This is a genomic window from Mycobacterium sp. E2238, assembly GCF_001672665.1.
Taxonomy (GTDB): Bacteria; Actinomycetota; Actinomycetes; order Mycobacteriales; family Mycobacteriaceae; genus Mycobacterium.
Genome location: NZ_LZKF01000015.1, coordinates 1 through 13510, shown reverse-complemented (window position 1 = coordinate 13510; position 13510 = coordinate 1). Strand labels below are relative to the sequence as shown.

Here is a 13510-nt window from a genome sequence, read left to right as displayed (position 1 = left end):
TTGGCCCCCACGCGTTCGGCCACCTCTTTGATTTGCGGGCCGGAGAACTCGCTGTTGAGCAGGATGATGCGGGCGCCGACCCGGGCGGCGCCGAAGTACGCGATGAGGAACCAACGGGTGTTGCGCGCGAGGATCGCGACCCCGTCGCCGCCCTTGACGCCCATCTCGAGCAGGCCGTTGGCCACCGCGTGGGCCGCGTCGTCGAGCTCCTTGAAGGAGAACTCGCCGTCTTCGTCGATGCACGCCGCGCGGTCGGGGTGGCGTCGGGCGTTCAGCGACGGCAGCATGCCGAACTCGCCCCACTTGTAGATGTCGTTCGCCATCGCGGCGTAGTTCTGCGGCGGTTCCAGCCGGAAGGCGCCCGCATCATCCTGCTCAACAGCGAGTTCTCCGGCCCGCAAATCAAAGAGGTGGCCGAACGCGAGGGCGCCAAGCTGATCATCTACGACGACGAATACACCAAGGCCGTCAGCAAGGCCGAGCCGGAACTGGGCTTCCTGCGCGCGCTGGGCACCAACCCCGACGCCGACGAGCCGTCGGGCAGCAAGGACGAAACGCTGGCCGACCTGATCGAGCGCAGCAGCAAGGAACCCGCCCCCAAGGCGAGCAAGCACTCGTCGATCATCATCCTGACCAGCGGCACCACCGGCACCCCGAAGGGGGCGAACCGCAGCACCCCGCCGACGCTGGCGCCGATCGGGGGCATCCTGTCGCACGTGCCGTTCAAGGCCAACGAGGTGACCTCGCTGCCGGCCCCGATGTTTCACGCGCTGGGTTTTCTGCACGGCACCATCGCGATGTTCCTCGGGTCGACGCTGGTGCTGCGGCGCAAATTCAAGCCGCCGCTCGTCCTCGAGGACATCGAGAAGCACAAGGTGACCGCCATGGTGGTGGTGCCGGTCATGCTGTCGCGGATCCTCGACGCCGTCGAAAAGATGGACAAGAAGCCGGACCTGTCCAGCCTGAAAATCGTGTTCATCTCCGGCTCGCAGCTGGGCGCCGAGCTGGCCAGCCGCGCGCTGAAGGATCTCGGCCCGGTCATCTACAACATGTACGGCTCGACCGAGATCGCTTTCGCCACCATCGCGGGACCGAAGGACCTGGAGAAGAACGCGTCCACGGTCGGCCCGGTGGTCAAGGGCGTGAAGGTCAAAATCCTCGACGACAACGGCAAGGAGAAGCCGCAGGGTGAGGTCGGGCGCATCTTCGTCGGCAACGCCTTCCCGTTCGAGGGCTATACCGGCGGCGGCCACAAGCAGATCATCGACGGCCTCATGTCGTCCGGTGACGTCGGCTATTTCGACGAGGACGGGCTGCTGTACGTCAGCGGCCGCGACGACGAGATGATCGTCTCCGGCGGCGAGAACGTGTTCCCCGCTGAGGTCGAGGACCTGATCAGCGGGCACCCCGAAGTGGTCGAGGCGACCGCGATCGGCGTCGAGGACAAGGAGTGGGGACACCGGCTGCGCGCCTTCGTCGTGAAGAAGGACGGCTCCGACGTCGACGAGGACACCATCAAGCATTACGTCCGCGACCATCTCGCCCGCTACAAGGTGCCGCGTGAGGTGGTCTTCCTGGACGAGCTGCCGCGTAACCCGACGGGCAAGATCCTCAAGCGCGAGTTGCGTGAGATGGAGGTCGACTAGCCGCTGTCCCCGGTCGGGGTCAGCGCCGGTCTTTGATGGCGCGGGTGATCTGTGCCGCGAGTTTGGGGTCGACCAGCAGCTGGTCGATGAGCGCGGTGAGGACCTCCTGTCCGGTCACCCGGGCGACTCCCAGGCGGTCCGCGGCCTCGCGCTGCCAGATGTCGAGGGCGCGGTGGGTGGCCGCCGGAAGGTCGACGGTGCGGCGCGTCCGCTGGCCCCGGCCCGCCTGGTTGGCCGCCGGCTGGCTGACGATCCGGTGGGCGCCCTGCTGCCCGAGCCCGGTGAGGCGCTCGGTCGGCGCGGCGTCTCCTGCCGGTGTGGCCGACGGACCGGGGCCCCGGAACGTTCCGGCGCCGGGTCCGATGTGGCTGGGGTTGAAGTTCACTGCGGCGGTCGTCCTCCGATGAGTGGCCAATCAGTAAATCAGCGCTCGAGTGTGACAATACTGATTCTTCCACCGACGACGGCGTAAGTCGCGCCGCCGGGCCGCGGACCGGCCGCGCCGATGGCAGGCGCCGCAGCAGGGGTTTCTTACAGCAAATTTTTGCGGATAGCTGTCCACGCGCTGATGGGCGCCGGGAATTGCGACGGAAGAATTCGGTTCGGCGGGGGATTTGGTGTCGTAATTCAGCGGATCCGCTGATACGGAGGCGTGCAAACCAGTATGTCAGTAGATGGCTTTCTACCAGCATAAATTCGGATGCTCCGTAAGTCAGTAGCCGCCGATTTCCTGATTTATGGAAATCATTAAATTCAAATCGCTGCGATCCGGACAGAGCAATTGACCCATTTGTTACATAATTCACAGCGTCATTTCCGTGTAGCAACGTTGTTTGCCGGGAAAGTTCTGGCTAACGTTTTGTTTGTCGGCATCAGGTCCTGGAAGGAGCTTGCGATGGCGATCTCTGCACGATCGTTACGCGGCCCGGCCGTGGGCGCACTGGGTGCTTCAGCGGTGGCGGGAGCGCTGCTGTTCGGCGCCAGCCCCGCCGCACAGGCGGCCCCGGTACCAGGTCCCGACACCAGCTTCACCACCGCCGGTCCGCACGGTACGCCCGGGGGGCCCGGCATCATTCCCGACCGTCCAGGCGGGGGTCATGGCGGTCATGGATGGGGCGGCCACGGATGGGGCGGCGGAGGTCACCCCGGTTGGGGTTCGGGCAACCGCGGATTCTGGGCCCCCGGGCACTGGTGGAACTGGTGGTGGTGAACCACCTCCCCGTGGCAACCGGTCAACCTCGACGTGCCGATCCATTTCTAGGTTGACCGGCCCACGGGATGGGGGGGAACCATGCCGGCCTGACCACCCCTCAGGTCGGCATGGCCCTCTCTCCCCGGGCCAAATCGGAAGTGGCAGTTAGGGATCGCGGGGAAGCCCGAGCAGTCGCTCGGCGATGATGTTCAGCTGCACCTCGGAGGTGCCGCCATAGATGGTCGTGGCCCGGCTCGCCAACAGATATTCGCCCCATTTGCCGGATAGCTCGCCGGTGTCGCCGATGGCGGCGTCGGTGCCGAACGAGGACACCGCGAACTCCGCGTAGCCCTGGCCGGTGCGCATCGAGAGCAACTTGGAGATGGCAGCGGACGGCATGGCATCCCCGCCGGCCAGAGTCAACAGCGTGGAGCGCAGATTCAGCACCTTGGCGGCGTGACCCTCGGCGATCAACTGACCGGCTCGGTGTTGTGCGATCGGGTCGAACTGCCCGTCGCGAACGAACTCGACGAACTGGCCCAGAGTGGCCAGGAAGTTCGCCTCGCTGCTGCCGATGGAAACGCGTTCCGCGGTAAGGGTGTTGCGGCTGACCTCCCACCCCCGGTTCACTTCGCCCAGCACGCATTCGTCCGGCACGAACACGTCGTCGATGTAGACGGTGTTGAACATCGCGTTCCCGGTCAGCTCGCGCAGCGGCTTCACCTCGACGCCTTCGCTCTTCATGTCCAGGAGGAAGTAGGTGATCCCGTTGTGCTTCGGAGCGTTCGGGTCGGTCCTCGCCAGCAGAGCGCCCCACTGGGAGAGCTGCGCCGCCGTCGTCCAGATCTTTTGGCCGGTGATGCGCCAGCCGCCGTCCGTTCGGGTGGCCTTGGTGCTCAGCCCGGCCAGGTCCGATCCGGCTCCCGGCTCGGAGAACAGCTGACACCAGATCATGTCGCCGCGGAAGGTCGGCGGCAGGAAACGCTGTTTCTGCTCTTCGGTCCCGAACGCGACGATCGACGGGATGATCCACGTCGCAATGCCCATCTGTGGGCGCTTGACCCGGCCGGCGGTGAACTCCTGGGCGATGATGATCTGCTCGACCGGGCTGGCGGCGCGGCCCCACGGTCTCGGCAGGTGCGGCAGCGTCCAGCCGCCCTCGGCGATGGCGACCTTGCGCTCGGCGCGCTCCATCGCCTTGAGCGCGGCCACTTCGGCCCGGATCTCCTCCCGCAGCTTCTCGGTGTCGGGGTCGAGGTCGATGTCGACCGCCCGCACCCCGGTGCTGGTCGCGGTGTGCACCACCTTCTGCGGGTACTCCGAGTTGCGGCCGAACGAGGCGGCCAGCATCAGCGCCCGGCGGTAGTACACGTTCGTGTCGTGCTCCCACGTAAAGCCGATCCCGCCGTGCACCTGAATGCAGTCCTGAGCGCACCGTTGAGCGGCCGCCGGCGCCAGTGTCGCCGCGACGGCGGCAGCGAACTCAACCTTGGAACCCGTTATATCCCAACCGTTTTCGCGCGCCTCGTCGATAGCGCGGGCAGCGTCCCACACCGCCGCGGTGGCCCGCTCGGTATCGGCGATCATCTCGGCGCACTTGTGCTTGATGGCCTGGAACTGACCGATCGGCCTGCCGAACTGCTCACGGATCTTGGCGTACTGGGACGCGGTGTCGGTCGCCCAGCGCGCCACCCCGATCGCCTCGGCGGACAGCAGCGTCGTCATCAGCGCGTGCGCTGTCGCCATGCTCAGGTTGCACAACGCGGCGTCAGCCTCGATCTCGACGGCGTTGGCCCGAACGTGGGCGACGGGCCGCAGCGGATCAAGGCTTTTCACGGGCTCGATCTCAAGCTCCTCCGCGCGCACCACCACCCATTCCTCGCCGCTGTCGATCGCGACCGGGAGCACCAGCACGGAGGCCTGCGCAGCCGCCGGAACCGCGCGGACCTCGCCGCGCAGCACCAGTGTGTCGCCCTGGCGCGTGGCGGTCAGTCCGCAGCAGTCCATCGCGTAGGCGGCGATGGCGGCGCCGGAGGCCAACTCGGAGAGCACCTTCGCGTTCGGGTCGTTGGCAGAGATCAGTGCGCTGGCGATCGCCGACGGCACAAAGGGGCCCGGCACCGCACCGTAGCCGAACTCGGCCAGCACGACGGCCAACTCGAGGATGCCGAAACCCTGCCCGCCCACGGACTCGGCTAGATGCAGACCCTGCAGGCCTTGCTCGGCCGCGGCCCGCCAGTACGGCGGGGGATTGTCGATGGGTGTCTCCATTGCCGCGTGCAACGTCTCCGACGGCGCGATGCGCGCCACCAGCGACCGCACCGAATCGGCCAGGTCTTGATGCTCAGGAGTGATAGCGATCGGCATTGGTCGCCTTCCCATGCTTTAGGGGTTCGCCTTGGCCAGGCACCCTCCAAACTAACAACCGGTCGGTTGGTTGACTACCGGGGTCGCCGGGCGTGCCAGACCCAATGGTGTCCGTGGTGGTGGGCTCCTCAGTGGAACCGCTTGGCGATCCACTTCGCGATGATGTCGGCCTGCTCCCCACGAGCGCCCGGGGTGGTGAAGTAGTGGTCGGTGTCGATCGACGCCTGCGTCTTGTCGGGGCCGGCGAGCGCGACGAAAATCCGTTGGGCATCGGACGGAAAGACCCCGGTATCGGCCTCGGCGTTGATCACCAGGGCGGGACAGCTGATCCGGGCCAAATGCGGTTCGGCCCTGGTCTGCGCCACCCGCAGGCTCCACATGCCCAGCCAGTTGCGCAGGGTGCAGGCGGCGGCGATGCCGTACGCCGACCGGTTCGCCTTGGCCGGAACGCCCGCATAACACATGTTCGGTTGACGGCCGGTCGGCTCGATGCTGGCGTCGACCATGCGAGGATCGGCCCAGGTGCGCATGACGCTGAACGGGCGGTCGGAAAAGCCTGCTGCGCGAACGCGTTTGAGTTCCTGCTCGGCCCAGTCGGTGATGGCGTGGTTGCGTGCGGTCTGCGCCCGGCGATAACGGGTGAGGAACTCCGGTGAATACGGCGGCCCGTTGCGCTCGTTGAACAGGTCGAGGTCGGCATCGGTGGCGACGGGGTCGTTCTCGTCGACGACGGCACCATCCATCCAGGCCGTCAACACGTCGGGTCGGCCGGGGTGGGCGGCGGTGGCCACGTAGCCGTCGGCGGCCGGCAACTCGGTCAGGCCCGCGGCCGGACGCATCCCGTCCAGCGGGGTCACGTTCGGCTCCACGGCCTGCGACTGATATGCGGCCATCAATGATCCGCCGCCCGAGTTGCCGAGCAGCACAACGGTTTCCACTCCCTGCACTTCGCGCAGCCAGCGCACCCCCACGCCGATGTCGACCAGCGCGTGGTCGAGCAGGAAGCTGCTTTCGAAGCCGCGAAACCTGGTGTTCCAGCCCAGAAAGCCGACACCGCGGGTGGCCATGTAGTCGGCGAGGTAATGCTCGGAAAAGTCGATCTGGTAGTGCGTGGCGATCATCGCCACCTTCGGCTTGCGTCCCACCCCGCGGTAGTACAGCCCCTGGCAAGGATGCCCACCCGCGCCGGCGCGGCCGGCAGTGGGCGACGGCAGGCCGACAAACTCGCGGATAACCCCTGCGGCGTCGGTGTTAGGCGTCATCTCACCGGCCCTGTTGGCATCGGACATCTCGAAACAAACTTCAGGCCGATGTTAGATTCAGAAATACAACTTGGCCAGGACTTCAAGCCGGGGACCGAGGGGAGCCGCGCGATGATCAAGCCACACAACACCAACACGGAATTCGAACTCGGCGGGATCAACCACGTCGCGCTGGTCTGCTCGGACATGGCTCGGACCGTGGACTTCTACACCAAGGTCCTCGGCATGCCGTTGATCAAGTCCGTCGACCTGCCCGGGGGTGCGGGCCAGCATTTCTTCTTCGACGCCGGCAACGGCGACTGCGTCGCATTCTTCTGGTTCGCCGACGCCCCCGACCGGGTGCCCGGCATCTCGTCGCCGGGCGCCATCCCCGGTATCGGCGACATCACCAGCGCGGTGAGCACCATGAACCATCTCGCATTCCACGTGCCGGCTGAAAAGTTCGATGCCTACCGCCAGCGGCTCAAGGACAAAGGGGTGCGCGTCGGCCCGGTGCTCAACCATGACGAGAGCCCGATGCAAGTGTCCGCGACGGTGCATCCCGGGGTGTACGTGCGGTCGTTCTACTTCCAGGACCCCGATGGCGTCACCCTCGAATTCGCATGCTGGGTCAAAGAATTCGATGCCACCGATGCTCAGGCCGTGCCCAAGACCGCGGCGGACCGCCGACCTCCGGTGGTCGCCGGCCGCCCGTGACCGACGGCATCCTGACCGACGCGCAGATCGCGGCGCTCGCGCCCCAGCAGCGACGGCAGCTCATTTCTCGGCTCGAACAGCCCGTGGGCGACTTGATCGACCCGGCGCTGCTGGCCAGGGTGCGGCGCATCCGGTTGAGTCTGATGGTCGGCGGCTCGATGGCGATGGTTCCCTGGCTGGGATACCTCTCGGTTACGTTGCCGGAGAACTATGTTGCCCACAACTGGCCCGTGACATGGGTGGGCTTCGACATTCTCCTGGTCGGATTCATGGTGGCGACGGCGGTGCTCGGGTACCTGCGTCGCCAGCTGCTGGTGCCGGCCGCGTTCACCACCGGGGTGTTGCTGATTTGCGACGCCTGGTTCGACCTGATGACGGCCGGGCCCAAGGACGTCTGGCTGTCGGTGACTACCGCGCTGCTGGTCGAGGTGCCGCTGGCGGTGTTCCTGATTTTCAGCGCGCAACGGCTGATGCGGCTCACGATGATGCGGTTGTGGCTGCTGGACCCCGGCATGCGACTGTGGGAACTGCCGCTGTTCCCCTGAGGCGGCCGCGATTTGGCTCGGCGCGCCAGGCCGAAGCGCCGGACCCGTGCGTCGGCCCGGTGAGGGTAAAGAAGATTACCGGCCTGGCGCCGCGATCGCACGAGATTGCGAATCTTCCTAAAACGCACCAATCCTCACCTTCCTGTACTAACGTGCAATAACGGCGGCAGGGGGTACAAGCGACACCGTAAGTTCGGGCCAACATACGGAAATTCGTCGCAAAAGATCCCCGATACGAAATTGAATTCATGCTGTGCAGAAGAGCCATTACGGATGGCTCTTCCGCTACCCCCTTGCCGCACAACGGAATAGGCATCGCGAAGGGCGAGGATCAAGAAATGGTCGCACTCGGAAGCATCAGCGAATGGCAGCCACCGCACGGCCCACTGACCACCTGGATGGCCACACCCGCGGCGCACGAAGCGGCTCGCGCCGCACGGCGCAGCGATTCGGCCCCGAGTTATCAACAAAATCAACACCTCTGGACCGCTTACCACGGCAAGGCGCTCAACAGGCAGCTGCCCCGCCTGATGGTCGTGGCGTGGGATATTCCCGGTGTGTGTGACATGCCGGCGATGACGGCCGCGATCAATTCGCATGTCCGTAGGCAGGACACCTACCACAGCTGGTTTGAATTCGAGGACGGCGTCATCGTCCGCCGGGTGATCGAGGACCCCGAGGTCATCGACTTCGCTCCCGTGGCGTTCGGACCGATGAGCCCCGACCAGGCGCGCACGCACGTCCTGGCCACGACACCCGAGACCCTCGGATGGGGTTGCTTCACATACGGAGTCGTCCAGGGGGCCGACCACTTCACGTTCTACGCCAGCGTCGACCACCTGCACATCGACGGCTTGTCCGCCGCACTGATTTTCCTCGACGTCCACCTGACATACCAGGAACTTGCGGCGGGCTCGCAAGTCCGTGAGCTCGCCGTGCCCCCCGAGGTCAGAAGTTATCGCGACTACGCGGCGCGGCAGCGCGAGAACGCGGCCGGCTTGACCATGTCCTCCCCGGAGATCAAGGACTGGATCGCGTTCGCGCGCGAGGCCGACGGCGACTGGCCGAGCTTTCCGCTGCCACTGGGCGACACGTGGGCCAGCTGCAAGGGTGATCTGTTGACGGTCGAGTTGTTGGACGCCGCGGGGACCGCGTCTTTCGACGCTGCCTGCTGCGCGGCCGGGGCCCGCTTCATCGGGGGAGTCTTGGCGTGTACAGCGTTGGCGGAGCGCGCATTGACCGGCAAGGAAACCTATTACGGATTCACGGCCAGGGACACCCGGACGCCGGGCATCGACACGATGACCGTGGGATGGTTCGCCAGCCTGATCCCGGTTTCCGTGCCGACGACCGGCGACTCGTTCCCCGAGGCGGCGCGGGCGGCACAGAAGTCTTTCGATGCCGCCAAGGACCTCGCCGCCGTGCCGGTCGAACGGGTCTTGGAGTTGGCGACGCTGGATGGGCTGGCCATCAAGTTGCCAACACAGCTGCCGATGATGGTCTCTTTCCTCGACTTCCGGAAAATACCCCTCGTCGGGATGTGGGCGGAGATGAATTTCGGGACCTATGGCGACAATCTGTCCGCCGGCGGGATCAACATGTGGATCAACCGGCACGTCGAACGAACCACGGTGACAATGTCCTTTCCGGACAACGCGATTGCGCGCGAGTCGGTCGGCCGCTACATCGCGACGCTGGGTCAGATGTTTACCCGCATCGTCGAGCCCACCGACGAGCCGGGGGTGATCGCGCCGACGGAGAACGACGACGAGGCGGCCTAGCGATGAACAACCTGTTGGACCTGGCCGACCAGACCCTATTCCTCGGGGAGCGAGCGACATCGACTACCAGCGTGCTCCAATGTATTTGGGTGTACGACCGCGCCGTCGACATGGACGGGCTGCGAGCCTTCCATCACCATCTCGGCCGGGGACGGCTGCGTCGGCGCATCGAACGGTCCCCCTTGCCGTTCGGCCGGCATCGTTGGGTAGCGCCCCACAATCAGCCCGACCTGGATATCGTCGCAACGCCGCGGCCGCGCGACGAGATCGACGACTGGCTGGATGAGCAGGCGGCCAGGCGGCCGGATGCCGAGCGTGGCCCCGGTTGGCACCTGGGAGTGCTCCCACTGAACGATGGGGGCGCGGCGGTGAGCCTGGTGGTAACTCATTGCCTCACCGACGGCGTCGGGCTGTGCGAGGCGTTGGCGGACGCGGCGTGCGGCCGCGACGACGCCATCGGCTGGCCCGCGCCGGCTTCGCGGGGGCGGTGGCGGGCGCTGTGTGAGGACGCGCGCCAAACCGCGCGAGACACAACGGATGTGGGTCGGGCCGTCGTTGCGGCGGCACGCATGGCCCGGGCCGGCCGTGCAGCCGCCGCGTCACCGGACACCAAGCGGCCCGTTCCGCTCACCGGGCCCGACGAACGCATCACGCTGCCCATGGCAACGGTCTTCATCGATGCCGACGAATGGGACGCGCGCGCAACCACGCTCGGCGGAACGAGCAACGCCCTGCTCGCGGGTTTGGCGGCCCACCTCGCCGGGCGAGTGGGACGGGTCGCCGCCGACGGCACGGTCAATGTGGGGATGCCGGTCAACGAGCGTACCCCCGGTGACACCCGGGCCAACGCGGTCGTCAATGTGGATATCACGGTCGACCCCGCACCGGCGAGGAGGGATTTGCGTGAAATCCGCGCGAGGATCAAGGAAGCGCTGTCCCGCCACCACGATGAGCCCGACGAGCGCTGGGCGTTGCTGCCGCTGGTTCCCCTGATTCCAAAACGCGTCATGCGGCGATTGATCGGCGTGGTTACCGGCAGCGCGATCACCGTCGTGTCGTCCAACCTCGGATCGGTGGACCGAGCCGTCAACCTCCCGGACGGCACCGACGCCGATTACTTCGCCATGAAGACCGTGTACCCGGGGGTGACCACCGCGACCATGTACCGCACCAACGGGGCGCTGGCGTTGTTGTCGGGAAGGGTGCATGGCCGGGTCTTCATCTCGTTTCTTGCCTTCGAGCTGGGTCGTCCCAATTCGAAGGCCGATTTACGGCAACACATCTCTGCCGCGTTGAGCGACTTCTCGCTTACCGCCACCACGGGGTGGCATACCGCTTGCCCGGTGTGAGGACACGCGTCACGGCTTCCCCCGCGGCTTCGCCGCCGTCTCCGTGAGTCGGTACAAGTTGGGTTCGGCGAGCTCGTCGAGCAGTGCCGCCAAATGATCGACGAGCTCGTCCGGCTCGAGTCGGACATCGCCGGCGAGCCAGGCGCTGATTGTCTGCCCGACGCCACCGACCACGAAGTGCGCCGCGGCCTTGATGCGGTCGTTTGCGGGGACGCGCAGCGCGTCTCCGGCGTGCTGGCCGGACAGCATGGCGAACATTGCGCTGGACTCGGCGCGCTTGCGCACGATCACGGGATCGGCCAGCTGCGTGCTGAACAGCAGGCGACCGATGCGGGCGTCGTCGGCGATGGTGCGGACGATGTTGGCCATGCCCGCGCGGGTCTGCTCGGGCGGAGGCACCGCCGCCACCGCGGCCTGGGTGGTGGCGGTCAGTTGGGCGATCACCCAGTCGAACACGGAGGCGACGAATTCGTCTTTGTCGGCGAAACTTTCGTAGAAGTACCGCGCCGCGAGGCCGGCCTGGCGGCAGACGCCGCGGACGGTGACCGCGGAGATGCTCTGTTGCTCCGCGCCGAGTAGCTCCAGACCCGCGGACAGGAGCCGGTTGCGGCGCGTTGCCAGCCGCTGCGCGGCCTCGACGCCACGGTACGGCCGCGCGCTCGAGGGTTTCATGCGAACCATCTTGACACCAACGCGACGCCGCGACAATATCAGGAAACAGGCGTTCGCACATTAGCGCGCTCCGCCGCGGGAGGTCTGACCATGGCGATACACGAGGCCGTTCACGAACCGGCTCGACACGTCGAGCGCGGCGTCGCCGATGCGCCGCGGCCATTGCCCGCACGGCGGCGTCACCGCCGGCGGCCGCTCGGGATCGACGAGGGGTTGATGGGCGTCGCGCTTTTAGCCGGCCCGGCGAACGTGATCATGCAGCTGGCGCGGCCCGGCGTCGGTTACGGCGTCATGGAGAGCCGCGTCGAAAGCGGCCGCGTCGACCTGCATCCGATCAAGCGTGCCCGCACCACGTTCACTTACCTGGCGGTGGCGACCAACGGCAGCGACGCTCAGAAGGAGGCCTTCCGCCGCGCCGTGAACCGGGCTCACGCCCAGGTTTACTCCACCCCCGAAAGCCCGGTGCAGTACAACGCCTTCGACCCTGATCTGCAGCTGTGGGTGGGGGCCTGCCTGTACAAGGGCGGGGTCGACATCTACCGCATGTTCATCGGCGAGCTGGACGGGGAGGAGGCCGACCGGCACTACCGCGAGGGCATGGCGCTGGCGACCACGCTGCAGGTGCCGCCGGAGATGTGGCCGCCGGACCGGGCCGCGTTCGACCGGTACTGGCAGGAGTCGCTGGACAAGGTCCGCATCGACGACGCCGTGCGCGAGTACCTGTATCCGATCGCCGCGTCCCGCGTCCCGGGGCTCGCCTTGCCCGGACCGCTGCAGCGCCTCGCCGACAGGCTTCCGTTGTTGATCACCACGGGCTTTCTGCCGCAGCGGTTCCGCGATGAGATGCGGCTGCCCTGGGACGCCACCAGGCAACGTCGCTTCGACCGGCTCATCGCGACGTTGGCCGTGGTGAACCGGTGCTTGCCGCGGTTCATTCGGCGGTTTCCGTTCAACGTGCTGCTGGCCGACGTCGACCGCCGGATCAGGACGGGGCGCCCGTTGGTCTAGCGCGGGCACGCGGTACGCCCTGACGAGTTGATAACGGAAATCATTTTCATTAAGCTCTCCTCTGCCTGGTACCCCTTCCAGCCCGAGGAGACCCATGACGGCGCCGATCTGGATGGCCTCGCCACCGGAGGTGCACTCCGCGTTGCTCAGCAGCGGGCCCGGTCCGGCGTCGCTGCTCGCGGCCGCGGCGACATGGTCCGAACTGAGCACCGAATACGCCTCGGCCGCAACACAACTCAGCGGCACCTTGGCCGCGGCGCAGGCCAGCTCATGGGAGGGGCCCAGCGCGGAGTCGTACGTGGCCGCGCATGCGCCCTACCTCGCGTGGCTGACGCAGGCCAGCGCGCACAGCGCCGCGACGGCCGCTCAGCACGAGACCGCCGCGGCCGCCTACACGGCGGCGCTGGCGGCGATGCCGACGCTGCCCGAGCTGGCGACAAACCACGTCGTGCACGGCGCCCTGGTCGCGACGAACTTCTTTGGCATCAACACTGTTCCGATCGCGGTGAACGAGGCGGACTACGCGCGGATGTGGGTGCAGGCGGCCACCACCATGACCACCTATCAAGCGATCTCCACGGCGGCCGTGGCGTCGACACCGCCCCCCGATCCAGCGCCGCAGATCGTGAAATCCGATGCCTCATCCGGTGACTCGTCGAATGTCGCCCACGACCCCACGATCGACAATCCGCTCGATGACTTCATTGCGCAGATCTTGAAGAACCTCGGCATCAACTGGGACCCCGCGCAGGGCACCGTCAACGGACTGCCCTACGACGCCTACACGAACGCGAGCCAGCCGATCTGGTGGGTCGTTCGAGCGCTGGAACTTCTCGAAGACTTCGAACAGTTCGGCTATTACCTGGTGCACAATCCTGCGCTGGCCTTCCAGTACATCGTTCAGCTCGCGCTGTTCGACTGGCCGACGCACATCCTCGAGATCCTGGCCACGGCGCCTCAGCTGCTGGCCCCCGCGCTGCTGCTCGCCGTCG

General features: G+C 66.7%; 12 protein-coding genes and 1 pseudogene. 8 read left to right on the top strand and 5 right to left on the bottom strand.

From position 1 onward, the window contains the following. Nucleotides 1–401, bottom strand: a 401-nt coding sequence (locus tag A5711_RS25895) for an AMP-binding protein (RefSeq protein WP_369829914.1), incomplete at its 3' end; no start/stop codon positions are given. Here A5711_RS25895 and fadD2 point away from each other — a divergent pair. Continuing rightward, a pseudogene (fadD2, locus tag A5711_RS01150) lies at nucleotides 357–1646 on the top strand (long-chain-fatty-acid--CoA ligase FadD2); the annotation flags it as partial. The gene A5711_RS25895 and the pseudogene fadD2 overlap by 45 nt on opposite strands. Before the next feature lie 19 nt (nucleotides 1647–1665). On the opposite strand, the gene A5711_RS01145 reads toward fadD2, so the two are convergent. Then, on the bottom strand, nucleotides 1666–2031 hold the full coding sequence (locus A5711_RS01145) for an ATPase (RefSeq protein WP_067943259.1): 366 nt from the start codon (nucleotides 2029–2031) through the stop codon (nucleotides 1666–1668). Between the two features lie 510 nt (nucleotides 2032–2541). On the opposite strand from A5711_RS01145, the gene A5711_RS26690 reads away from it, so the two are divergent. After that, the gene (locus tag A5711_RS26690) at nucleotides 2542–2856 is read left to right on the top strand and encodes a hypothetical protein (RefSeq protein ID WP_156744706.1); all 315 of its coding nucleotides are present in this window, start codon (nucleotides 2542–2544) and stop codon (nucleotides 2854–2856) included. Nucleotides 2857–3003: 147 nt separating this feature from the next. Here the strand turns inward: A5711_RS26690 and A5711_RS01140 are convergent, their stop codons facing one another. Continuing rightward, complete coding sequence (locus A5711_RS01140) at nucleotides 3004–5205, bottom strand: acyl-CoA dehydrogenase (RefSeq protein WP_067943257.1); 2202 nt, start codon at nucleotides 5203–5205, stop codon at nucleotides 3004–3006. A 128-nt stretch (nucleotides 5206–5333) separates the two neighbouring features. Continuing rightward, nucleotides 5334–6467: an alpha/beta hydrolase gene (locus tag A5711_RS01135; protein WP_067943264.1), complete on the bottom strand. Its 1134-nt coding sequence runs from the start codon at nucleotides 6465–6467 to the stop codon at nucleotides 5334–5336. Between the two features lie 111 nt (nucleotides 6468–6578). Here A5711_RS01135 and A5711_RS01130 point away from each other — a divergent pair, with 111 nt between their 5' ends. The 4 genes from A5711_RS01130 to A5711_RS01115 all read left to right on the top strand — a co-directional run bounded on the left by A5711_RS01130 (nucleotide 6579) and on the right by A5711_RS01115 (nucleotide 10838). Next, nucleotides 6579–7163, top strand: coding sequence for a VOC family protein (locus tag A5711_RS01130; protein ID WP_067943255.1), 585 nt, complete (start codon nucleotides 6579–6581; stop codon nucleotides 7161–7163). Beyond that, nucleotides 7160–7708 carry a hypothetical protein gene (locus tag A5711_RS01125; RefSeq protein ID WP_067943254.1) on the top strand — a complete coding sequence of 183 codons (549 nt, stop codon included), beginning with the start codon at nucleotides 7160–7162 and terminating at the stop codon, nucleotides 7706–7708. Before A5711_RS01130 ends, A5711_RS01125 begins: the two co-directional genes overlap by 4 nt. A 338-nt stretch (nucleotides 7709–8046) precedes the next feature. Then, nucleotides 8047–9489, top strand: a complete 1443-nt coding sequence (locus A5711_RS01120; protein ID WP_067943262.1) for a condensation domain-containing protein — start codon at nucleotides 8047–8049, stop codon at nucleotides 9487–9489. A 2-nt stretch (nucleotides 9490–9491) separates the two neighbouring features. Then, complete coding sequence (locus A5711_RS01115) at nucleotides 9492–10838, top strand: hypothetical protein (protein WP_067943252.1); 1347 nt, start codon at nucleotides 9492–9494, stop codon at nucleotides 10836–10838. A gap of 9 nt (nucleotides 10839–10847) precedes the next feature. Here the strand turns inward: A5711_RS01115 and A5711_RS01110 are convergent, their stop codons facing one another. Further along, nucleotides 10848–11519, bottom strand: a complete 672-nt coding sequence (locus A5711_RS01110) for a TetR/AcrR family transcriptional regulator (RefSeq protein ID WP_067943250.1) — start codon at nucleotides 11517–11519, stop codon at nucleotides 10848–10850. Between the two features lie 81 nt (nucleotides 11520–11600). Here A5711_RS01110 and A5711_RS01105 point away from each other — a divergent pair, with 81 nt between their 5' ends. Both A5711_RS01105 and A5711_RS01100 read left to right on the top strand, forming a co-directional pair. Then, the gene (locus tag A5711_RS01105) at nucleotides 11601–12518 is read left to right on the top strand and encodes an oxygenase MpaB family protein (protein ID WP_067943247.1); all 918 of its coding nucleotides are present in this window, start codon (nucleotides 11601–11603) and stop codon (nucleotides 12516–12518) included. Nucleotides 12519–12612: 94 nt separating this feature from the next. Next, the coding region (locus tag A5711_RS01100) for a PPE family protein (protein WP_156744704.1) at nucleotides 12613–13510 on the top strand (898 nt) is incomplete at its 3' end.